At 70.8% G+C, this 20,869-nt stretch carries 19 protein-coding genes and 1 pseudogene; 10 read left to right on the top strand and 10 right to left on the bottom strand.

The window, feature by feature from the left end:
* Positions 1 to 54 precede the first annotated feature (54 nt).
* The 5 genes from ACEZDG_RS30740 to ACEZDG_RS30720 are packed head-to-tail and all read left to right on the top strand — an operon-like array spanning position 55 to position 2,288.
* Positions 55 to 504 carry an Asp23/Gls24 family envelope stress response protein gene (locus ACEZDG_RS30740; protein ID WP_380515874.1) on the top strand — a complete coding sequence of 150 codons (450 nt, stop codon included), beginning with the start codon at positions 55 to 57 and terminating at the stop codon, positions 502 to 504.
* Positions 501 to 692 carry a hypothetical protein gene (locus ACEZDG_RS30735; RefSeq protein ID WP_380515871.1) on the top strand — a complete coding sequence of 64 codons (192 nt, stop codon included), beginning with the start codon at positions 501 to 503 and terminating at the stop codon, positions 690 to 692. Before ACEZDG_RS30740 ends, ACEZDG_RS30735 begins: the two co-directional genes overlap by 4 nt.
* Complete coding sequence (locus ACEZDG_RS30730; protein WP_380515868.1) at positions 692 to 1,066, top strand: hypothetical protein; 375 nt, start codon at positions 692 to 694, stop codon at positions 1,064 to 1,066. The genes ACEZDG_RS30735 and ACEZDG_RS30730 overlap by 1 nt, the downstream gene beginning before the upstream one ends.
* Entirely contained in the window at positions 1,063 to 1,692 is a 630-nt protein-coding gene (locus ACEZDG_RS30725) for a DUF6286 domain-containing protein (protein WP_380515865.1), read from the top strand. Before ACEZDG_RS30730 ends, ACEZDG_RS30725 begins: the two co-directional genes overlap by 4 nt.
* Positions 1,689 to 2,288: an alkaline shock response membrane anchor protein AmaP gene (locus ACEZDG_RS30720; protein ID WP_380515862.1), complete on the top strand. Its 600-nt coding sequence runs from the start codon at positions 1,689 to 1,691 to the stop codon at positions 2,286 to 2,288. Before ACEZDG_RS30725 ends, ACEZDG_RS30720 begins: the two co-directional genes overlap by 4 nt.
* Positions 2,289 to 2,310: 22 nt before the next feature.
* Here the strand turns inward: ACEZDG_RS30720 and ACEZDG_RS30715 are convergent, their stop codons facing one another.
* Genes ACEZDG_RS30715 through ACEZDG_RS30700 form a run of 4 tightly spaced genes read right to left on the bottom strand, consistent with a single transcriptional unit; the run spans position 2,311 to position 6,870 of the window.
* Positions 2,311 to 3,072: an SDR family oxidoreductase gene (locus ACEZDG_RS30715; protein ID WP_380515859.1), complete on the bottom strand. Its 762-nt coding sequence runs from the start codon at positions 3,070 to 3,072 to the stop codon at positions 2,311 to 2,313.
* 43 nt (positions 3,073 to 3,115) lie between these two features.
* Entirely contained in the window at positions 3,116 to 4,894 is a 1,779-nt protein-coding gene (locus ACEZDG_RS30710; RefSeq protein ID WP_380515856.1) for a glycoside hydrolase family 15 protein, read from the bottom strand.
* Between the two features lie 60 nt (positions 4,895 to 4,954).
* Entirely contained in the window at positions 4,955 to 5,809 is an 855-nt protein-coding gene (locus tag ACEZDG_RS30705; protein WP_380515854.1) for an SURF1 family cytochrome oxidase biogenesis protein, read from the bottom strand.
* A gap of 32 nt (positions 5,810 to 5,841) precedes the next feature.
* Positions 5,842 to 6,870, bottom strand: a complete 1,029-nt coding sequence (locus ACEZDG_RS30700) for a DEDDh family exonuclease (protein WP_380515851.1) — start codon at positions 6,868 to 6,870, stop codon at positions 5,842 to 5,844.
* Between the two features lie 133 nt (positions 6,871 to 7,003).
* Here ACEZDG_RS30700 and ACEZDG_RS30695 point away from each other — a divergent pair, with 133 nt between their 5' ends.
* Positions 7,004 to 8,047: a zinc-dependent alcohol dehydrogenase family protein gene (locus tag ACEZDG_RS30695; RefSeq protein WP_380515849.1), complete on the top strand. Its 1,044-nt coding sequence runs from the start codon at positions 7,004 to 7,006 to the stop codon at positions 8,045 to 8,047.
* Here ACEZDG_RS30695 and ACEZDG_RS30690 read toward each other — a convergent pair.
* Both ACEZDG_RS30690 and ACEZDG_RS30685 read right to left on the bottom strand, forming a co-directional pair.
* On the bottom strand, positions 8,044 to 9,237 hold the full coding sequence (locus ACEZDG_RS30690) for an acyl-CoA dehydrogenase family protein (RefSeq protein WP_380515846.1): 1,194 nt from the start codon (positions 9,235 to 9,237) through the stop codon (positions 8,044 to 8,046). The genes ACEZDG_RS30695 and ACEZDG_RS30690 overlap by 4 nt on opposite strands.
* Positions 9,238 to 9,330: 93 nt before the next feature.
* A complete protein-coding gene (locus ACEZDG_RS30685; RefSeq protein WP_380515843.1) occupies positions 9,331 to 9,528 on the bottom strand; it encodes a hypothetical protein in 198 nt (65 codons plus the stop codon).
* Between the two features lie 159 nt (positions 9,529 to 9,687).
* On the opposite strand from ACEZDG_RS30685, the gene moaA reads away from it, so the two are divergent.
* The gene (moaA, locus tag ACEZDG_RS30680) at positions 9,688 to 10,695 is read left to right on the top strand and encodes a GTP 3',8-cyclase MoaA (protein ID WP_380515840.1); all 1,008 of its coding nucleotides are present in this window, start codon (positions 9,688 to 9,690) and stop codon (positions 10,693 to 10,695) included.
* Positions 10,696 to 10,742: 47 nt separating this feature from the next.
* Positions 10,743 to 10,973, top strand: a complete 231-nt coding sequence (locus ACEZDG_RS30675) for a hypothetical protein (RefSeq protein ID WP_380516192.1) — start codon at positions 10,743 to 10,745, stop codon at positions 10,971 to 10,973.
* A gap of 409 nt (positions 10,974 to 11,382) precedes the next feature.
* On the opposite strand, the gene ACEZDG_RS30670 is transcribed toward ACEZDG_RS30675, so the two are convergent.
* The 3 genes and pseudogenes from ACEZDG_RS30670 to ACEZDG_RS30660 all read right to left on the bottom strand — a co-directional run.
* The gene (locus ACEZDG_RS30670) at positions 11,383 to 11,715 is read right to left on the bottom strand and encodes a DUF3099 domain-containing protein (RefSeq protein WP_380515837.1); all 333 of its coding nucleotides are present in this window, start codon (positions 11,713 to 11,715) and stop codon (positions 11,383 to 11,385) included.
* A gap of 109 nt (positions 11,716 to 11,824) precedes the next feature.
* Complete coding sequence (locus ACEZDG_RS30665) at positions 11,825 to 13,210, bottom strand: metallopeptidase TldD-related protein (protein ID WP_380515835.1); 1,386 nt, start codon at positions 13,208 to 13,210, stop codon at positions 11,825 to 11,827.
* Positions 13,210 to 13,476, bottom strand: a pseudogene (locus tag ACEZDG_RS30660) (metallopeptidase TldD-related protein); the annotation flags it as partial. The gene ACEZDG_RS30665 and the pseudogene ACEZDG_RS30660, both read right to left, overlap by 1 nt.
* Positions 13,477 to 15,692: 2,216 nt before the next feature.
* Here ACEZDG_RS30660 and ACEZDG_RS30655 point away from each other — a divergent pair.
* Positions 15,693 to 17,444, top strand: coding sequence for a hypothetical protein (locus tag ACEZDG_RS30655; protein WP_380515832.1), 1,752 nt, complete (start codon positions 15,693 to 15,695; stop codon positions 17,442 to 17,444).
* 569 nt (positions 17,445 to 18,013) lie between these two features.
* A complete protein-coding gene (locus ACEZDG_RS30650) occupies positions 18,014 to 18,286 on the top strand; it encodes a hypothetical protein (RefSeq protein ID WP_380515829.1) in 273 nt (90 codons plus the stop codon).
* Between the two features lie 634 nt (positions 18,287 to 18,920).
* On the opposite strand, the gene ACEZDG_RS30645 is transcribed toward ACEZDG_RS30650, so the two are convergent.
* Positions 18,921 to 20,869, bottom strand: a 1,949-nt coding sequence (locus ACEZDG_RS30645; RefSeq protein ID WP_380515826.1) for a LamG domain-containing protein, incomplete at its 5' end; no start/stop codon positions are given.

Raw genomic sequence — 20,869 nt, 5'->3', positions numbered from 1 at the left:
CGGATATAGGCGGACTCTTCCGCTGCCTCCGGAGTCCCCGACAAGGGAGCCCAGATGACCGACATCTCCAAGCCCGCCCCCAGGCCCGGTTCCGACTCCGCCGCGCTCCCCCCGAGCGGGGAGCGCGGCCGTACCTCCATCTCCGTGGGCGTGGTCGAGAAGATCGCCGGAATGGCGGCCCGCGACGTGGAGGGCATCCACGCCCTCGGCAGCGGCTCGCGCGGCTTCGGCGCCGTCCGCGAGCGGGTGCCGGGCAACAAGCCCAACGTCAGCAAGGGGGTCAAGGCCGAGGTCGGCGAGAAGCAGGCCGCCCTCGACATCGAGCTGGTGGTGGAGTACGGCGTCCCGATCGCCGCGCTGGCCGCGGTGGTGCGCTCCAACGTGGTCAGTTCGGTCGAGCGGATGACCGGCCTCCAGGTGGTCGAGGTCAACATCGCCGTCAACGACGTCCACCTGCCGGACGAGCAGGACGACGACGAGCCCGCCGAGAGCAGGGTCCAGTGAGCACGGCGCTGATCGGACTGGTCGTCGGCATGGCCCTGGGCTTCGCCGGCTACTTCGGCGGCTTCGCCGCGTTCCTGCTGGTCGCGGCCCTGGGCGCGGTCGGCTTTGTGGTCGGCCGACTGCTGGAGGGCGACCTGGAGTTCGGCGACTTCATCCGTCCCGCCAAGAGCAGGGACCGGCGGAGCTGATGGGGTCCGGCGTCCTGCCCGCCGCGGCCCCGCCGCTCACCCTGCCCGCCCCCGCCGACCGCGGCAGCACCCGGATCGCCGACCGGGTGCTGGCCCGGATCGCCTCCCGCGCCGCGGTCGAGGCCCTGGCCGGGCACACCGCCGACACCCAGCGGCTGGAGACCCCGAGGGCCTCCGCCAGCCAGGGGCGGCACGGGATCAGCATCCGGGTGGGGCTCGACCTGCCCTACCCCGCCGACATCGCCGCGGTGAGCCGCGAGGTGCACCGGCAGATCGTCCGGCGGATGGCCGACCTGGCCGGGGCCGAGGCCCCGAAGATCATCCTGGTGGTGGAGCGGCTGGTCGCCGCGGCCCCGACCGAAGGGCTGCTGTGAGCACGGTTCTGACACCCCCCGGGCCCGGGACCGACGGGTCCGCGGACCCCGCCGCCGAGGCCCCGCCCGGCACCCGCCCGTCCCGGTTCTGGTCCTCCCGGCGGAATGCCGCCGCGCTGGCGGCGCTGCTGGCGGTGGCGGCGGCCGGGGCACTGCTCTACGAGGAGATCTGGATCCGCAGCGGCCACTCGGCCCACAGCTGGCGCACCTGGATCACCGACCAGTTGGCGCAGCGTCAGCTGAACGCGGCTCCGGTGATCACCGGGGCCGCCCTGGTCTGCGCGCTGGGCCTGTGGCTGCTGCTGCTCGCCGCGACCCCGGGGCTGCGCCGCCAACTGCCGCTCGCCGCCGCCGGCAGCACCGGCCTGCGGGCCTCGCTGGACCGGCGCGCGGCGGCGGCGATGCTGCGCAGGGCCGCGCTGGAGGCCCCCGGCGTGCGGGAGGCCAAGGCCGTGGTCGGCCGCCGCCGGGCCAAGGTGCTGGCCACCGTCGGCTTCGGCGACCACGAGGAGGTCCGCGCGGCGCTGACCGAGCACCTGGCGGCGGAGCGCGGGCAGCTCGGACTGGTCCGGCCGCCGCTGGTCAAGGTCAGGATCAAGGGCGCCAAGCGTGGAGGCAGGTCATGAGCCGTACCGCGGTGAACCGCACCCTGCTCGGGCTGGTCGGCCTGGTGCTGCTGGCCGGCGGCGCGCTGCTGCTGGCCGGCGGCCTCGACCTGAACCGGCGCTGGCACCTCGGCCTGCCCGCCGACTGGACCGTGCTGCAGCCCCACCACGCGGTGCTCGACGCCGCGGACCGCACCCGCTGGCGGGCGGACTCCTGGTGGTGGCCGGTGCTCTTCGCCGCCCTCGGGGTGGTCGCCGTGCTGGCGCTGTGGTGGCTGCTGGCGCAGCTGCGCCGGGGCGCGACCGGCCAGGTCACCGTGCCGGATACGGCCGACGTGCCGGTCCGGCTCCGCGGGGACGCGCTGGCCCGGGCGGTCGCGGACGACGCCGAGCAGATCCCCGGGGTCGCCCGGGTCCGGGTCCGGCTGCTCGGACGGCCGAAGCGGCCCAGGGCCAGGATCGCCCTGCTGCTGGAGCCGGGGGCGGCCCCCGGCCCGGTGCTCCGGGCCCTCTCGGACGGTCCGCTGGCCCGGGCCCGGGAGTCCACCGGGCTGGCCCGGCTCCCGGCCGAGGCCAGGGTCCGGGTGGCCCCCGGCCCGGTCGAGCGGGTGCGCTGACGCCCGTCGGGCTGATTCAGCGTCAGATGCCGTGCAGCGCCCCGCCGTCCACCGGCACCATCACCCCGGTGAGGTACGAGGCGGCGGGGGACAGCAGGAACGCGGCCACCCGGCCGAACTCTTCCGGGCGGCCGTAGCGGCGCAGCGGGATCGCCGCTTCCGCGCGGGCCCGCTCGGCCGCCGGGTCGGCGGCCAGTCCGTCCAGGTGCTGCACCCGCTCGGTGTCCACCCGGGCGGGCAGCAGCCCGAACACCCGGACGCCGCGCGGGCCCAGCTCATTGGCGAGGGTCTTCGCCGCCATGGCCAGGCCCGGGCGCAGCCCGTTGGAGATCGCCAGGCCGCCGATCGGCTCCCGCACCGAACCCGACAGCACAAAGCCGATCGAACCTTGCTCGCCGAGCACCGCGGCGAAGGCCCGGGCGATCCGGATCGCGCCCAGGAACACCGAGTCGAACGCCCCGGTCCACTGCTCGTCGGTGGCGTCCAGCACCGAGCCGGCCGGCGGTCCGCCGGCGCTGACCAGCACCCCGTCGACCCGGCCGAAGCGCTGCCTGGCCGCCTCGACCAGCCGCTCGCCGGTGTCCGCGGCGGCGTTGTCGGCGACCAGGCCGAACGCCCGCTCGGGGCCGCCGAGCCGCCGCACCGCCTGGTCCACCGAGGCCTGCGAGCGCGCGGTCAGCACCACCCGGGCCCCGTCGGCGACCAGTTCGGCCGCGGCGGCGAAGCCCAGGCCGCGGCTCGCGGCGGTGACGGCGTAGACGCGTCCGTCCAGTCCGAGGTCCATCAGTCCTGCCTTTCCGGTGGTGGGGCCGCGGGTCGGCCGAGGGTCAGCTCTGGTCGAGCAGGAACGCCGTGTTGACCAGGGCGACGTGGGTGAACGCCTGCGGGGTGTTGCCCAGCTGCCGTCCGGCCTTGGGGTCCCACTCCTCGGAGATCAGCCCGAGGTCGTTGGAGATGGCGGCCACCCGCTCGAACAGCGCCCGGCCCTCCTCCTTGCGGCCGATCGCGACCAGCGCGTCCACCAGCCAGAACGAGCAGGCCAGGAACGCCCCCTCCTCGCCCTCCAGGCCGTCCACCGCGGTGTCCTCGGCGCTGCCGGTGGAGTAGCGGCGGACGAAGCCGCCGTGGTCCAGCTGCTGCTGCACCGCCTCGACGGTGCCGATCACCCGGGGGTCGTCCGGCGGCAGGAAGCCGGACTTGACCACGAACAGCGTCGCCGCGTCCAGCTCCTTGCCGCCGTAGGACTGGGTGAACGAGCCCAGCGCCGGGTCGTAGCCCTTGGCGCAGACATCGGCGTGGATCGCGTCCCTCGTCCTGCGCCAGTGCGCCAGCGGCGCGGGCAGCCCGGTGGCCTCGGCCATCTTCACGGCCCGGTCGAAGGCCACCCAGCACATCACCTTGGAGTGGACGAAGTGGCGCCGCCCGCCGCGCACCTCCCAGAGCCCCTCGTCCGGATCGCCCCAGTGCGCCTCCAGGAACCTCATCAGCACCTTGACCAGGCCCCAGACATGACGCTCCATCGGCACCCCGGCGACCAGCGCCAGATGCAGGGTGTCGATCACCTCGCCGTAGACGTCCAGCTGGAGCTGGTCCACCGCGGCGTTGCCGAAGCGGACCGGGGACGAGCCCTCGTAGCCGGGCAGCCAGTCGGCGGTGAACTCCGGCAGCCGCCGCTCGCCGCCGACCCCGTACATGGTCTGCAGGTCGGCGGCGTCCCCGGCGATGGCCCGGAGCAGCCACTCGCGCCAGGCCGCGGCTTCCTCCATGTATCCGCCGTGCAGCAGCGCGGAGAGGGTCATGGTGGAGTCGCGCAGCCAGCAGAACCGGTAGTCCCAGTTGCGCTCGCCGCCGATCTGCTCCGGCAGCGAGGCGGTCACCGCGGCGACGATCCCGCCGGTGGGCTCGAAGGTCAGCGCCTTCAGCACGATCAGCGAACGGACCACGGCCTCCCGGTAGGGGCCCTGGTACTTGCTCACCGAGGTCCACTCCTGCCAGGCGTTCAGGGTCTCCTGCAGCGACTTCTCGGCGTCCTGGCGCGGCGGCTGGGAGCGGTGCGAGGGCAGCCAGCTCAGCACTATCGGCACCCGGTCCCCGGCCTTCACGGTGAACTCGCCGATGGTGGCGAAGTCCTTGCCGTAGGAGTGGATCGAGTGGTGGCCCCGCATCCACACCGAGTCGGGCCCGGCCACGGCCACCCGGTGGTGGTCGGTGCGCCGCATCCAGGGCACCACCCGGCCGTAGTCGAAGCGCAGCCGCAGCTCGCCGCGCATCTGCACGCTGCCGGACAGGCCCTCGACGATGCGCATCACATCGGGGGTGGCATCCCGCTGCGGCATGAAGTCGATCACCTTGACGGTGCCGGTCGGGGTCTCCCAGACCGTCTCCAGCACCAGGCTGTCACCCCGGTAGGAGCGGCTGGTGCACTCGGTCGCGCCGACCGGCGCCAGCCGCCAGTGCCCGTGGTCCTCGTCGCCGAGCAGCGCCGCGAAGCAGGTGGGGGAGTCGAAGCGGGGGAGGCAGAGCCAGTCGATGGAGCCGTCCCGGCCCACCAGGGCCGCGGTCTGCAGGTCACCGATCAGGGCGTAGTCCTCGATACGTCCGGGCATGCCGTCCCTTTCCGTCCTGTTCCGTCCAGAAGAGTCACCCAGATGGGCCCGGGCGCGACGCTACTCCCCGCCGACGCCCGCCGAGGCCAACGACTCAAGGTAGGCGGCCTTCTTGGCCGCGACGATCTCCTTGCGCCGCTGGTCCCTGATGTCCCGGCGCAGCAGCGTCCCCCAGCCGATCGGCACCAGCAGCGCGAACAGCCACCACTGGATCGCGTACGGCAGGTGCACGCCCTTGCCGACCACGGCCATGCTGTCGCTGTCGGTGTTGTTCGGGCCCGGCACCAGCTCGGCCGAGTCGCCCTTGGGCGGGGCCGGCCTGGTCGAGGTCAGCTCCAGGTAGCCGGACAGCACGGGACCGGCCGAACTCCCGGCCTGCTCAGTGCTGTTGATCAGCATGAACTGGCCCTTGGGCAGGTCCTTCACCGCGCGGATGCCGGTCTTCGCCGAGGTCTCGTCCGGGCGCAGCCGCCCGTTCACCGTCACCGTGCCGGTCGGGGTGCCGGGCACGGCCGGGAACTGGGTGCCGGTGGTGTTGCCGGGGTCGATCCAGCCCCGGTTCACCAGGACCACCCTGCCGTCCGCCAGGACCAGCGGGGTGACCAGGTAGAAGCCGATGTTGTCGCCGTTGGCGTCGGTGCGGTGCCGGACCACGAACTGGTGCGCCGGGTCGTAGTGCCCGGTCGCGGTGACGGACCGGTAGGTCTCGCTCGCGGGCACGGCCCGGCCCGGCGCGGAGACCGACTCCATCGGGACGGCCTTGGCGGTGAGGTTGGCCGAGATCACCTGGTTGCTCTGGTTGGTCTGCTGGTAGCGGTGGAACTGCCAGGTCCCCAGCCAGTACATGACCGGGATCAGTACGAAGAAGACCAGAGTCAGGATCACCCAGCGCCGGGTCAGCAGGATGGTGCGCACGCCTCGACGGTACCTCCGCCCCTTTTGCCGCCTTACGCCGGGTCCGGTGTCGCGGTGGGTGCCGCGGTCGGCGGCGTCTGCTGCGCCACCGACCGGAGCAGGTGCAGGAACGCCGCCTCGTCCACCACCGGGGTGCCCACCTCGCGGGCCCGCCGGGCCTTGGTGGTCCAGCCGCCCCGCTCATTGGTGACCAGCAGGCTGGTCCTGCTGCTCACCGAGGTCGCCACGTGCAGCCCGGCCTCGGCCACCCGGTCCTCCAGCACCTCGCGGTCGGTCGCGGTGTCGCCGCTGATCGCCACCCGCATCCCCTGCACCAGCGGCTGGTCCGGCTGCCAGCGCCCCGGGTTGGGGTAGGGGCAGGCGGGCCGGCGCCGGGCCGGCCGGTAGGAGTTCCAGCCCCCGCCGCGCGGGCCGGAGGCGCTGCTCCCGGACCCGCCGCCGTCCTCCTCGTCCCCCAGGTCGGCCAGCGGGACGCAAGTGTGCAGCGGCAGCCGCAGGTCCGCGTCCGCCGCCAGCCGCAGGCTGGGCCGGAACACCTCGGCCAGCACCCGGGCGTCGTCCAGCGCGTGGTGCGCCTGGCGCGGGATCACCCCGAAGTGCCCGGCCAGGGTGCCGAGCCGGTGGTTCGCCAGCGGCAGCCGCAGGTCCCGGGCCAGCACGATGGTGCAGAGCCGCTGCTCGACCGGGGCCCGGCCACCCATCCGGGCGTACTCGCGGGAGATCATCGACCAGTCGAACAGGGCGTTGTGCGCCACCAGCACCCGGCCGTCCAACTGCTCGGACAGGGTCTCGGCGATCTCCGGGAAGGTCGGGGCGCCGGCCAGGTGCTCGCTGGTCAGCCCGTGGATCCAGACCGGTCCCGGATCGCGCCCGGGGTTGACCGGGGTGTACCAGTGATCCTGCACCTCCCCGCGCGGGTCGAGGCGGTAGACGCCGACCGAGACGATCCGGTCGGTCCGGCCGAGCCCGGTCGTCTCGACGTCCACGACGGCCCAGCCGCCCTCCGGATAGGGATATCCGGGGCGCTGCTCAAGGACGGCTTCGAGCCGGGTCGCTTCCATGGTCGTCCAGAATACGGGCCGCCTCCGACAGCCCGTGCACACCGTCGGGAATAGGGTGGGGACGGGAGTTGATCCCCATACGTTCCCTTCGTCACCCCGTTCGTCAGTCCGTTCGTCACCGAGAAGAGACCCCATGCGTGCCACCGTCATCCAGGGCCCCCACGACATCCGCGTCGAGGAGGTCCCCGACGCGGCGATCCGCCGACCCACCGACGCGGTCGTCCGCACCGTCCTGGCCTGTATCTGCGGCAGCGACCTGTGGGCCTACCGGGGGGTCGCCAAGCGCGAGCCAGGGCAGCGGATCGGACATGAGTTCCTGGGCGTGGTCGAGGAGGTCGGCGCCGAGGTCACCGGATTCCGGCCGGGCGACCTGGTGGTCGCGCCGTTCGTGTGGTCGGACGGGGTCTGCGAGTTCTGCGCCGAGGGCCTCTACACCTCCTGCCCGCACGGCGGCTTCTGGGGCACCCCCGGCTCGGACGGCGGCCAGGGCGAGGCGGTCCGGGTCCCCTTCGCCGACGGCACGCTGGTCCAGCTGCCCAAGGAGGCCGCGGGCGACCCGCAGCTGCTGACCGGGCTGCTGGCGCTTTCTGACGTGATGTCGACCGGCCACCACGCCGCCCTCGCCGCCGGGGTGCGTCCCGGCGCGACGGTCGCCGTGGTCGGCGACGGCGCGGTCGGGCTGTGCGGGGTGCTCGCCGCCCAGCGGCTGGGCGCGGGCCGGATCATCGCCCTGGGCCGGCACCAGGCCAGGACCGCCATCGCGCAGAAGTTCGGCGCCACCGACATCGTCGCGGCCCGCGGCGAGGAGGCGGTGGAGGCGGTCCGGGCGCTCACCGGCGGCGTCGGCGCCCACGCGGTGCTGGAGGCGGTGGGCACCGAGGAGTCGATGCGCACGGCCGTCTCCATCACCCGCGACGGCGGCGCGGTGGGCTACGTCGGCGTGCCGCACGGCGGCAGCGCGGGCGTGGACATCGGCCAGATGTTCGACCGCAACATCTCGCTGCGCGGCGGCGTCGCCCCGGCCCGCGCCTACATCCCCGAACTGCTCGCCGACGTCCTGTCCGGCCGGATCGACCCTGCCCCGGTGTTCGACGCCACGGTCGACCTGGACGGCGTCCCCGGCGGCTACCTGGCGATGGACGAGCGCACGGCGCTGAAGGTGAAGATCACCTTCTAGCGGAAGGCGGACTGGCCGGTCAGCAGCTGCCCGATGACCAGCTGGTGCATCTCCACCGTGCCCTCGTAGGTCAGCACGCTCTCCAGGTTGGCGGCGTGCCGCATCACCGGGTACTCGAAGCTGATGCCGTTCGCGCCCAGGATGGTCCGCGAGGTCCGGGCGATCTCGATGGCCTCGCGGACGTTGTTGAGCTTGCCGTAGCTGACCTGCTCCGGGCGCAGCGTCCCGGCGTCCATCCGGCGGCCCAGGTGCAGCGCCAGCAGCAGGCCCTTGTTGAGCTCCAACGACATGTCGGCCAGCTTGGCCTGGGTGAGCTGGAAGCCGCCGATCGGACGGCCGAACTGGACCCGGCTGATGCTGTACTCACGGGCGGCCTCCAGGCAGCTGCGGGCCGCCCCCAGCGCACCCCAGACGATGCCGTAGCGGGCCTGGTTGAGGCAGCTCAGCGGGCCCTTCAGACCGCGGACCCCGGGCAGTGCCGCGTCGGCGGGCAGCCGTACGTCCTCCAGCACCAGCTCGCTGGTGACCGAGGCGCGCAGCGAGGCCTTGTGCTTGATCTCGGGGGCCGAGAAGCCGGGGGTGTCGGTCGGCACGACGAAGCCGCGGACGCCCGAACCCCCGTCGGCCTCGTCGGTCTGCGCCCAGACCACCGCGACACCGGCCACCGAACCATTGGTGATCCACATCTTGCGGCCGTTGAGGACCCAGTCCGAGCCGTCCCGCTTGGCGCGGGTCCGCATGGACGCCGGGTCGGAGCCGTGGTCCGGCTCGGTCAGCCCGAAGCAGCCGATGACCTCGCCCGCGGCCATCCCCGGCAGCCACCGCAGCCGGTGCTCCTCCGAGCCCCAGCGGTGGATCGCGTACATGGCCAGCGAGCCCTGCACCGAGACCAGCGAGCGCAGCCCCGAGTCCGCCGCCTCCAGCTCCAGGCAGGCCAGCCCGTACTGCACCGCGGAGGCGCCGGCGCAGCCGTAGCCCTCCAGGTGCATGCCCAGCGCCCCGATCGCGCCCAGCTCCCGGGCCAGCTCGCGCACCTCGGTCAGCTCGCCGCGCTCGTACCAGTCGGCGATGTGCGGCAGCACCCGGTCCGCGCACCAGGCGCGGACGGTGTCGCGGACGGCCAGCTCCTCCTGGTCCAGCAGATCGTCGAAGCCGAGCGGGTCACGGGGGTCAGGAGTGCTCTTGGTCACGGAATCCAGCCTGGCACAGCCCCCGCACGCCGCTCCCGACCGGCACCGGTGAGATCTGCCACCTGGACGGGCCGCCCCCGGCTGTGGCAGCCCCTAGGGCAGTCGCCGCAACGACTCGAAGCTGAGGACCGGCATCGGCACGGACGGCCCCAGCGCCACCGTCGGCGGATGCCGCACGGTCGCGGGCGGCGGAACGGCGGCGATCGGCCGCTCCAGGGTGACCGAGCCGAAGGGCTCCCTGCCGGGTCCGGGGCCGGAGCCGGCGTGGTGGCGCAGGTGGTTCGTGGGCACAGCGGACCTCCGCAGCTGTCCCGCAGGGACGGTGCGCATTCGAAGGGGTTCACCCAGCACAACGACCGACCCCCGCTCCCGGTAGCGGGCGGGGCCGGGACCGCTTCGGACTACGCTGGGGATCAACCCAACGAGATCAACCCCAGGGAGGTGGCCGCCGTGCTGATCGATACATTCGGGCGTCGTGCAGTGGATCTGCGGGTGTCGCTGACCGATCGTTGTAATTTGCGGTGTACGTATTGCATGCCGGAGCAGGGGTTGGCGTGGTTGCCGAAGCCGTCGTTGTTGTCGGATGCGGAGATTGTGCGGTTGGTGGGGATCGCGGTCGGTGAGTTGGGTGTGCGGGAGGTGCGGTTCACGGGGGGTGAGCCGTTGTTGCGTCCGGGCTTGGTGGGGATTGTGGAGGCGTGTGCTGCGCTGGATCCGCGTCCGGAGTTGTCGTTGACGACCAATGGGGTGGGGTTGGCGCGGACGGCGTCGGCGTTGCGGGGTGCGGGGTTGGATCGGGTGAATGTGTCGTTGGACACGGTGGATCCGGAGACGTTTCGTGTGTTGACGCGGCGGGACCGGGTGGGTGAGGTGTTCGAGGGGTTGGCGGCGGCGGATGCGGTGGGGTTGCGTCCGGTGAAGGTCAATGCGGTGTTGATGCGTGGGGTCAATGACCATCAGGCGGCGGATCTGCTGGGGTGGTGTCTGGAGCGGGGGTATGAGTTGCGGTTCATCGAGCAGATGCCGTTGGACGCGCAGCACGGCTGGGACCGTACCGGCATGGTGACCGCGGAGGAGATCCTGGCGCGGCTGGGTGAGCGGTTCACGCTGGTGCCGGAGCCGGATGGGCGGCGTGGTGCTGCGCCGGCGGAGCGGTGGTTGGTGCAGGGGTGGACGGGTGCGGATGGGGGTCCGGCGCGGGTGGGGGTGATTGCGAGTGTGACGCGGCCGTTCTGTCGGGCGTGTGATCGGACCCGGTTGACGGCGGACGGGCAGGTGCGGAATTGCTTGTTCTCGACGCAGGAGACGGATCTGCGGGGGGCGTTGCGCGGGGGTGCGGACGATGCGGTGGTGGCGGAGTTGTGGCGGGCGGCGATGTGGGGGAAGAAGGCCGGGGGTGGGATCGACAATCCGGAGTTCACCCAGCCCGACCGGCCCATGTCCGCCATCGGCGGCTGACCGGCGATACTCCAGACATGAGCACTCCAGGCAGCAGCACTCCAGACATGAGCACCGAGACCCCGCACTGTTCCGCGAAGGGCTGCCGTCAGGCCGCCGACTGGGTTCTGGCCTGGAACAACCCCAAGCTGCACACCCCCGAGCGCCTCAAGACCTGGCTCGCCTGCGCGGAGCACAAGGAGCACCTCGCGCAGTTTCTCGACCTGCGCGGGTTCCTCAAGGACACCGTCCCGCTCGCCGACTGGGTCCAGCCGCCCGGCTCCGACCGCGACGCCTAGGGGGTGTCTGACGGATCTCCGCGGCGTCGCGGTGCCCGGCACGCTCCCCCAGCCTTCGGCCGGGAGGTGCCCCCTGCTCGCCGCGTTGGCGAACCGCCCTGGTAGCTCCGCTACAAGGGCGCTCCGCCGCCTTGCGATCGCACGCACCGGACCCCGCTCCTTCATCCGCGGATATCCGTCAGACACCCCCTAGCCCGCTCCCAGGACACTGGGCCCGGACATGGGTGATGCCGGGCGGCCACGGGGGGAGCTGCCCGGCATCGGTCCATCGTTGTTCCGACGGGGGGCGGAACGCTCGAAGTATGGCACGGAGAAAGGGCTGGCAGCAGCCGTTCCCAGGAATCCTGATGCCCTGTGACTTAGGAGTCCGTTAAGGCTGGGAAATCTCTGGGAGAAGCCCGCAAATCCGTTACTTCGCGGCGTCGGCCACGATGTCGGGCGCGGGCTCGATCATGGGTTGCGGCTGGTGGCCGATGAAGGTCTCCGGCATCCGGGGGGTGTTCTCCCGCCCGGCGTTGGCGATCACCACGGCGACATAGGGGATGAAGATCCCGCCGACCAGCATGACGATCGCGACTATCCGGGACTCCTTCCAGAGCACCACGGCCAGGATCACGCACAGCGTCCGCACCGCCATCGCGATCATGTAGCGGCGCTGCCGGCCGCGTACGTCCTCGCTCAGGCTGGAACGCGCACCGGTGATCCGGACGACTCCGCCGGCCTTGTCCTTCGACTTCCCCATGTCGTCACGGTACGCCGGGGTGGTTCGCCCGGAGCCGCCGGGGCACCCGGTTTCGAAGGATTTCTCCTCCGGGATGCCCCGGCAGCGCTCACCCGCCCCTGACGCCCCGTCAGGACGCCTGGCTGACCGAACTCATGTGGAAGTCGGGGATCCGCACCGGCGGCATCGCCGCCCGGGTGAAGTAGTCGCTCCACTCCCGGGGCAGGCAGCGCTCGGTCCGCCCGGCCTCGGTGATCCGGCCCAGCAGGTCCACCGGCGACTCGTTGAAGCGGAAGTTGTTGACCGCCCCGGTGACCTCGCCGTTCTCCACCAGGTAGACGCCGTCCCTGGTCAGCCCGGTGAGCAGCAGCGTCGCCGGGTCCACCTCGCGGATGTACCAGAGGCAGGTCAGCAGCAGCCCGCGCTCGGTGCCGGCTACCATCTCCGCCAGCGTGGCCCCGCTGCCGCCCTCCATGACCAGGTTGTCCTGGCCGGGGCGCACCGGCAGTCCGGTCAGCCCGGCCGAGTGGCGGGTGGTCAGCAGGTTCGCCAGCTCGCCGTCCCTGATCCAGTCCGTGGGCTCCAGCGGCAGCCCGTTGTCGAAGGTGGAGGAGTCCCCGCCGGAGGAGTGCGTCAGCACGAACGGCGCCGCCTCGAGACCCGGGTAGCCGGGGTCGCTGCGCAGGGTCAGCGGCAGCGGGGACAGCCGCTCGCCGACCCGGGTGCTGCCCCCGGCCCTGGAGAACACGGTCTGGCCCTCGGCCGCGTCCCGCCCGCCCGCCGACCAGGTCAGGTAGATCATCAGGTCGGCCAGCGCCGACGGCGGCAGCAGCGTCTCGTAGCGCCCGGCCGGCAGCTCGATTCGGCGCTCGGCCCAGCCGAGCCGCTGCGAGAGCTCCTCCTCCAGCGCGGCCGGGTCCACGTCGGTGAAGTCGCGGGTGGCCGCTCCGGCCCAGGCCGAGGCAGCCAGGTCGCCGGTCTTGGCGTTGAGCTCGACCAGGCCGGTCGGCTGGTCGTGCCGCAGCCGCAGGCCGGTCGAGCTGCCCAGGTAGCTGCTGGTCACCGAGTGGTTGGCGAAGCCGTACAGCAGCCGTCCGCTCTTGCGGGCCCGGGCGAAGGACTCGCCGAGCGCCGGGGCGAACGCGCCGAACACCTCGATCGAGGTCTCGGCCGGCTCCGCGGTGAAGTCCGCGGACGCCGGGCCGTAGGGCTGGACCAGCGGCTGCGCGTCCTCGGCGGGGTCCGCCTGGCGGGCCGCCGCCTCGGCGGCCCGTACCAGCGGCTCCAGCTCGTCCCGGGTCACCGCCTCGCGCGAGACCACGCCGGAGGAGGTCCCCTCCCGGCCGTCCACCGTGGCGATCACGGTGAGCGTCCGCCCCCGGGTCACCCCGTTGGTGGTCAGCGCGTTCCCGGCCCAGCGCAGATTGGCGTTGGACTCCTCGTCGGCGATCACCACACAGCCGTCGGTGCGGGACAGCGCCAGCGCGCGTTCGACGATTTCTGAGGGAGAAGACATCAGCGACCGGCCTCCTGCTGCGTGTTGAGCACATTGACGTTGCGGAACAGGGCGGAAGGGCAGCCGTGGGACACCGCCGCGACCTGGCCCGGCTGCGCCTTGCCGCAGTTGAAGGCCCCGCCGAGGACATAGGTCTGCGGGCCGCCCACGGCCTCCATCGAGCCCCAGAAGTCGGTGGTGGTGGCCTGGTAGGCGACGTCCTTCAGCTGGCCGGCCAGCTTGCCGTTCCTGATCCGGAAGAAGCGCTGCCCGGTGAACTGGAAGTTCACCGACCGGCCTCCGGCGTAAGATCCATGACCGGCGTTTCCGCAGGTCAGGGGGTGTTTCACGACTGGACCACTCTCCCTGTTGATACCGGTACATACCGGGCGATGCGGGTACCCGTGCCGACCTGGTGCCGACCTACGACAGGCAGTCTCTCAACGCGTCGGGGTCCCGCCAAGGCAGTATCCCCCCGTGGTCGCCGACTGTCGGCGAGATCCGACGCGAGCGCTGCTGGCGTTCCCGCCTCAGGCGCGAGGGGACGCGCCTGAGTCTGTCCGCATCCTTTTGTCGCGGCTCAAGGTGGCGCGTGATGGGACCGCTGGATTTCGGGTCGCTTGCAGGTGGCGACGAGCGATGGTCGCGGTCTTCCATTCCGTTCCGCAGGCTCGTCTTTGCTGGCTCTTAAGGCCGGGATAGTTCTTCCTGAATGAGCTGGCGGGCACGGTATCCGGGTCCAAGGTGTCCTACGCCCATGATCTTTTGGAAGTACCGCGCCCGCATGGCATCTTCCCTCAGTCGTCGCCTCACCGCCTCGGCGCTTCGGAAAAGTCGCCGGATGTCCGTCGCCTGATCTGTTTGATTGGGTTCGCTGCCCGCGGTTCTACTCGTTGTCCTTTGGAGGGCAGGGGGAGTCGGCGGTCGCCGATATCAGCAAGTATCGGCAGCGCAGCGATGCCCCTGGTTGGCGCGTCCCCAGGAATCGTTGCAGGGTGCCGACGTGGCGGGCGCACGGTCCAGCGGCTGCGGGCGGTTGCCGGATCGGAATATCCGGTGCGCCGGGCAATTCGGGTGACTTAGGGTCAGGGCAGCACGTGAGGAGCTTGCATGGCCAAGTCGTCACGGAATACGACGAGCAGGCCCACCAGGTTTTCGTCTCTGCCGAGGCCGAGGTGTTGCTGCACCACGCGTCTGAAGCGCTGCTGTGGCTGTAGTTCGCCCTTGCGGACAACGCCCCCCTGCCCTTGGCTGGAGTGCGCCAAGCTGACGAGCTTCGCGCGGTTCAAGGAGCAGGTGGCCCAGCTTCGCGACTCGCGCACGTCCGAGGAGCAGGCCGCCCGGGTATTTCTCGGCGGAACACCTGCCGTTCCCGACGAGCAGTGGACGCGGCATCATGACCAGGGTGAAGCTTGCCGGCGGCTGGGGAACGTTGCCGCCGTCCTGAGGGTGGTTGGGACTCGCAAACACACGGAGGAGTTGGATGGCACAGAATCGCGTAGAGGTGCGTTACTTGCGAGAGCACGGAAAGGTGCCCGAAGTGCCCGGCGACGCCATTGAAGTCGACTTTCTGATTGACGCGCTCCTTGCGGGTTCTATGTATCACAACATGGCGCAGCTTCATTCTTGCGATCGCCCGTTACTCCCTTCTGGATACCCCGATCACGAGCTTCTGGTAGGGATCAACAGGGATTTTCCGGTCGGGCTGTTAAAGAGTTCCTCGTAAATGGAGGACTCTGTCCCGATTGCTTCGAATGGCAGATGTCGGAGGCCTGGTAAATTTATTGATCATTGGCCTCGATCTGCTCTGAAGATCCACCCTCGCGGGCATCTTCATCTGGATCAGCACGCTGACCCGCTCGGTGGGAGGGGCCTGTGCCGACTCCGTTGCCGAACCACCACTCCACCCCCAAGAGCCGCAGCCCAGGTGTCCGTGATCTGCTCGATCGCAGTCAGGCCAGCTGTACGATCGATGGTGACAACGGTGAAGCGCAGATTCGGCCGGTGCCTCGGGCGGCCCTCCAAGACGCCTGGCCCCCGTCCTGCCCGTCGGCCGCCGCGACCGGGCGTGGGCAGGCTCCTGCCGGTAAGATCCACTTCTGCTGATCGGCAAGCAACTCGTGCAGATAGCCCAGGTTAAAATGCGGGGCGAACCGGGCATGGAACTCGGCTATCCCCTCGGACTACGGCTCGAACTGTTCAACCGTCAGTTCATATACGCACAGCCAAAATCTACGAACATCCACGCCCATGGTCACGCCGAGATGCGGTTGTAGGGTTAGGGGCGCGATCGCGCCGAGCAACCTGGATGCGCTCCGTGGTACCACCTGGTCGAGTCAGATCGACAAAACGCACCATATTGCCCTTGGGGTCGGAGAGGCCAGTTTGTGGACGTCAAGGGTGCCCCAGGCTCGGAGACGACTATTCTGCGGACCCCGGTGCAGTGCCTTCCATGCGTCGGGTTACAGTGTGCGCTCCGCGCAGCTCCGACAGGAAAGCACTCATGAGTATCGGCACGTCGACTATCGCGCTCGGGGCCTCGGACCTGCCCCTGCCTGTCGGGTCGGACCAGACCCGAGGCCCGCACCCTGAGCAGGGGGACGTCCAGGCGTGGCACCGGGTGTTGACGGTGCTGGCGGTGATCGGCCTGTTCACCGGTATCCGCCCGTTGTGGAACGGGATCGAGGGCCCCTCGCCGCACCTGGCGTTCGTGGTGACCTGCAGCTACGCGGGCCTGATGGCCTGCGGTGTGCTCGCGCTGACCGCGCGCACGCGTCGCGCGCTGACGCGCATCGACCTGGCGGTGCTGCTGCTCGCGATCGTGATCGTGCTGTGCCAGTACTACCTCAACCACGCCGGCACCGACGAGGGCCAGTTGACCGCGCAGGCCGCCACGCAGGTCCTGCACGGGCACCCCATCTACGGCCAGTCCTGGCCGTGGGTGTTCAAACACGTGGTCCTGACCCCCACCATGAGCGGCGGCGGCGACTACACCTACGCCTACCCCCCGCTGTCGGCGCTGCTGACCGCGCCGGTCCACGCCCTGTGGCACTCCACCGCCAGCGCGACCCTGGTCACCACCGCCTTCCTGATCGCCACCGCCGTCCTGCTGTGGATCATGCTGCCCGCGCAGTGGCGCTCGCTGGCCACCCTGACCTGCCTGAGCCTCGGCGTGCTGCCCAGCTACGCCCGCGACGGCTACCCCGCGCTGATCGCCCTGTTCTTCCTGGTCCCGGTCATCGTCCGGTTCCACCTGACCGGCCAGGGCGGGCGGCTGGGGCGCCGCGGCACCATCGCAGCCCTGTGCCTGGGCGTGGCCTGCGGCGCGCAGCAACTGCCATGGTTCCTGGCCCCCTTCCTCCTGGTCACCCTGTACGCGCTGCGCCGCGGCGAACTGGGACCGCGTTCCGCCCTTGCGGTGGTGGCCCGCTACACCGGCCTGGCCGTGCTGGGCTGGATCATTGCCGACGCTTTCTGCCTGGTCACCGAGCCCGTCGGGCTGGTCAAGGGCATGCTGCTGCCGTTCTCCCAGCACGCGGTGCCCCACGGCCAGGGCCTGATGGGCATCTCCTACTACCTGACCTCCGGCAGCAGCCGCCTGGGCTACTACGCCTACGCCGGCGACCTGCTCCTGCTCGGCCTGCTCGCCGCGACCGTGCTGTTCGTCCGCCGCCTGGGCGCGGCCGTCACGGTGCTGCCCTGGCTCGCGTTCTACCTGGAGATCCGCTCCCAGGACGGCTACTACGTCCTGATGACACCGTTGTGGATCGCCGCGGCAGCCACCGTCCCGATGTCCGCCTTCAGCCACGCGTGGCAACCGCGTCTGCCGCGCCTGCTGCGCTCGCGCACCGCCCGGGTGCTGCTGGCCGGCGCGCTGCTGGTCCCGGCGACTGCCAGCACCGCGATCGCCGCCACCTCCACGGCGCCCCTGCGCATGCACGCCACCGCGCACTGGGCCGCGTCCACCGGGCGCACCCTGACATCGGTGGACCTCACGGTCACCAACCGCACGAACGCTGCGATCACCCCGCACTTCACCTACCGCTACGGCACCGACGCCTGGACCTTCTGGACCGCCACCAGCGGGCCAGCCACCCTGCCCGCCCACGCCAGCGCCCACTACGTCCTCACGCCACCGCACGGCAAGCTCAAGCTCGGCGCGGCGAGCGGCGGTCGCAACTACCTGGTCGTCTTCTCCGATGCCCCGCAGACGGTCAGCAGCACCGTCATCCCCCTGGTCGCACACCACCACTAGAAACTGATGAGGATCGTGTTGCGGGGGCTGTCCGGCGGTTGGCCGGGCGGCCCCTTGGCCTTTGTGGTGGCTGGGGTGAGGGTCCGGGTGCCGTTGGTGTGGGTGTCTCCGAGATCGATCAGGGTTCGTAGGTTGAGGGCCGCGGTGCATGCCACCAGTGGTCTCCACCGCCGGTAGGCGGCCTGCCATTCAGGGCCTGTGGCGGCCTGGCGGCGGGCCGCGAGGTGGCCGTGGTGCGGGCGGACGGTGAGGAGCCGACCGGTTTCTACTGTTGTGCAGCGCTGGCGTAGGGGGTTGCGGTGCACTGGTCGGTGAAGAGTGCATGCGCTGCACGCGCCGTTCAACGGCTCGGGCAGCGCGACGGTGTGGCAGCCGGGGCAGGCCATGTGCTGCTGGCCGTGTCGATGGCGAAGTCGTCGAGGTCTAACGTGCATCCAGCCCCGGTTCAGGACGGCTGCCCTCACAGCTGGTACTCGGCGGGTGGGTTCGGGTGCGGCCCGCGGTGGTGCCGGTCGAGGGACTCCGGAAGGGGGATGGACAACAGGCAGTGGGCCTGGAACTCTCTAGCCGTGCTGATCTTTTTCGAGATATTCGCGCTGCTTATGCTTGGCGCCTTCGGCTTCGGTCTGGTCCTGTTCGCTGATATCCGAGGCATCGGCTCCCACTACGCCGCCCGCAACCGCGCCATTGTCGGGGCGGCGATGGCCAAAGGCCAAGACGTCGGCCGGCTCCTCGTCTTCGGCAAGACTCGCAAGGTCGGTGCCTTCCTCATGATCCTCAGCGGCCTCGCTCTGCTGGTCGTGCTCCCTGGCTTGATCGCCACCCTCACCGGCAACCCCTGATGGGGTTTCCGTCGGTTTGGTAAGTGAGACTCGATGAGTGGCCTCCATCAGGTGCGCACCGGTGCCCCCGTGACCCGCCGCTACTACGACAAGCAACGTGCATGCGACCTCGACGACAACCCCGCCCTCCGGCACGTCGGCAATCGGCTCGCGGCAGGCGATGATCGCCCGGGAGTGGCCGCCGCGGTCGCAGTTGCTGGCGAGGTTGCCAGCCGATCGCATGGCGCGGAGCAGGCGGTGGCACCGAGGATGGTGGTCGCGGTGCGAAGAAGAGGTGTCGGTACGGGTGCTTGCCTCGGACTACCAGCGCATCCTCGAAGTGCTCGCTGACGTCGCGCGGGCGGGGGACGGTCTGCTGTACTGCCGTCAGATTGCTCAGCGGCAGGCGTGGGAGTCGTCGGTTACCGGTGAACAGGGTGTTCCGCCCCGTTGGTCGATCCCTCTCTGAAGTGGTTCTTCGTCCCTGCGTCCGCAGCGTCGTCTCGCGCGTAGCTGGCCTGAGGGGGCAGGGTGTGGCCCCGGCAGTAGTTGCTGCCGGGGCGACCCTCTGCCTGTGGTGCTGGCCAGTCAATCCGACTGGCGGGATCCGTTCGCCAGTGGCGTTTCGGACCTCAGGGTACGGGCTCGTTGGGGATCAGTGACCTTGCAGGTACAGGGCGCTTGCCTGGTCGGGGGTGAAGGCGGAGTTCCACACACGGACCTGGCTGAGGTTGGCGCTGGCGTTCTCGCCGTATGCGCCCTGGTAGAGGCGTCGGCCGATCTGAAGGTTCCCGGCTGCGTTCCAGGTGGTGCCGGTGTATTGGCCGGAGCTGACGAGGGTGCCGTTGACGTACAGGTACATCCGTTTGGTGCTGGCGTCGTAGACGCCGGTGAGCTGGGCCCAGGCGCCGGCATGGGGGGCGTCGGGTCCGGTGGTGGGTCCGTAGATCGGGGTGAAGGCGGCTGTGGTGGTGTCGTCGTTGATCCGGTTGAAGCCCCAGGCGGCTGCGGTGGCGGAGTAGTACAGCTGGAAGCCGTTCTCGTTGCCGGCGGTGTCGGACTGGGAGACGAAGGTCGAATTGGCGCTGGTGCTGTTGAGTTTGACCCAGGCGGAGACGGTGTGGCTCTTGCTTGTGTCCAGAACATTGGCGCTCGTTGCGGCGTAGCCGGTGGAGCCGTTGAGGGCCAGGGCCTCACCCGGAAGGGTTGAGTCCGAGGTCCAGGTGGCGCCGCCGGCGAGGGTGGCGGGATGGGCACCGTTGGAGGTGTCGGCGGCGACGGTGCCGGTGGCGTCGTTGAGCTTCCACTGGCCGGCGGTGGCGGGTACGTATCCGGGATCTCCGGCCAGGGTGGCCGCCTGCGTGGCGGTGAGCTCTCGGTTCCAGGTCTCGATGTTGGACAGGGAGCCGGTGAAGAAGGAGGCGTAGGCGCCCTTGTAGAGCTGGTCGCCGATCTGGAGCTTGCCGGTGAAGCCGGCGACGGGGGTGTGGGTGGCGCCGGCGACGGGCAGGCCGTTCACGTATAGCGTCATGGCTTTGGAGGTGGCGTTGTAGGTGGCGGTGAGGTAGGCCCAGGACTGGAGGTTGACGGTGGCGCCGATCGCGCAGTCGTAGGTGGAACTGCTGTTGTCGGCGGTCTCCATGCAGAATTCCCAGCCGGTGGGGGTGGGGTAGAGGATGAAGCCTGAGCCGTAGCTGCCGACCTGGGACAGGACGACGCCTCCCATCGTGGTGGGTTTGACCCACGCGGAGACGGTGAAGGAGGCGGCCATGCTCACTACAGCGCTAGCTGAGGCCAGGTGTCCGGTGCCGCCTGTGGTGGGGGTGGTGCCGTCGGCGTTGGTGTTCAGGAGTGCGTCGGGGGCGAAGGCGTCGCCGGTGTCCCAGACGGTGCCGGTGGTGCCGGTGAGGTTCTGGGTGCCGATGCTGTCGATGGTGCTGGTGAGGGTGCTGCCTGCGGTGTTGGTGCCGATGTCCTGGAAGTCCCAGGCGTGGTTGGCGGTGGTGGTTGCGGTGGTCGTGGTGGTGAGGGTGGGGTTGTTGGCCAGGTTGGCGGGCAGGTAGGCGGTGCTGGTGCCGGTGGCGGGGTCGGTGGCCCACAGGTCGGGGATGCCGGTGCCGGCGAGGTCGGCGGCCTGCAGGATGCGGGTCTTGCCGGTGTTCCAGCCGCCGGCGACGGTGTACTGGCCGGTTGTGGTGAGGGTGGTGCCTGTGGGGTCCAGTGCGAGGCCGGTCCACAGGTCCAGGTCACCGGTGGTGCGGTTCCACAGGTAGAGGGCGGTGCCGGTGGGCAGCTGGGTGGTGGCCAGGGTCCAGCTGTTCCAGTCCTGGGTGCCGTCGGGGGTGTTGAGGCCGGTCAGGACGTTGCAGCCGCCGGCGCACAGGCCGAAGTCGCTCGGGTCGCTGTAGCCGTACGGGGTGGTCGAGTAGAACAGGAAGAGCCGGTTGTTGATAGTGGCGAGCAGGTCGGGCAGGCCGGTGCCCTGTCCGCTGGTGTTGCCGGCCGCGGCGATCTGGGTGGCGTTGTCGGTGTTGTCGTCCGCCAGTGCGCCGGCGCTGATCTGGAAGGGGGCACTGCCGCCTTCCAGGCCGCCGAGGTTGAGCG

This window comes from Streptacidiphilus alkalitolerans (genome assembly GCF_042511045.1).
In the GTDB taxonomy this organism is placed as follows: domain Bacteria; phylum Actinomycetota; class Actinomycetes; order Streptomycetales; family Streptomycetaceae; genus Streptacidiphilus; species Streptacidiphilus alkalitolerans.
The sequence above is the reverse complement of the archived record's forward strand: the minus strand, read 5'-3'. Positions and strand labels throughout refer to the sequence as shown.

Coding starts and splice junctions, on each gene's coding strand:
- ACEZDG_RS30740 (WP_380515874.1), top strand. CDS start 55: ATGACCGACATCTCCAAGCCCGCCCCCAGGCCCGGTTCCGACTCCGCC.
- ACEZDG_RS30730 (WP_380515868.1), top strand. CDS start 692: ATGGGGTCCGGCGTCCTGCCCGCCGCGGCCCCGCCGCTCACCCTGCCC.
- ACEZDG_RS30720 (WP_380515862.1), top strand. CDS start 1,689: ATGAGCCGTACCGCGGTGAACCGCACCCTGCTCGGGCTGGTCGGCCTG.
- ACEZDG_RS30715 (WP_380515859.1), bottom strand. CDS start 3,072: ATGGACCTCGGACTGGACGGACGCGTCTACGCCGTCACCGCCGCGAGC.
- ACEZDG_RS30710 (WP_380515856.1), bottom strand. CDS start 4,894: ATGCCCGGACGTATCGAGGACTACGCCCTGATCGGTGACCTGCAGACC.
- ACEZDG_RS30700 (WP_380515851.1), bottom strand. CDS start 6,870: ATGGAAGCGACCCGGCTCGAAGCCGTCCTTGAGCAGCGCCCCGGATAT.
- ACEZDG_RS30695 (WP_380515849.1), top strand. CDS start 7,004: ATGCGTGCCACCGTCATCCAGGGCCCCCACGACATCCGCGTCGAGGAG.
- ACEZDG_RS30675 (WP_380516192.1), top strand. CDS start 10,743: ATGAGCACCGAGACCCCGCACTGTTCCGCGAAGGGCTGCCGTCAGGCC.
- ACEZDG_RS30670 (WP_380515837.1), bottom strand. CDS start 11,715: ATGGGGAAGTCGAAGGACAAGGCCGGCGGAGTCGTCCGGATCACCGGT.
- ACEZDG_RS30665 (WP_380515835.1), bottom strand. CDS start 13,210: ATGTCTTCTCCCTCAGAAATCGTCGAACGCGCGCTGGCGCTGTCCCGC.
- ACEZDG_RS30655 (WP_380515832.1), top strand. CDS start 15,693: ATGAGTATCGGCACGTCGACTATCGCGCTCGGGGCCTCGGACCTGCCC.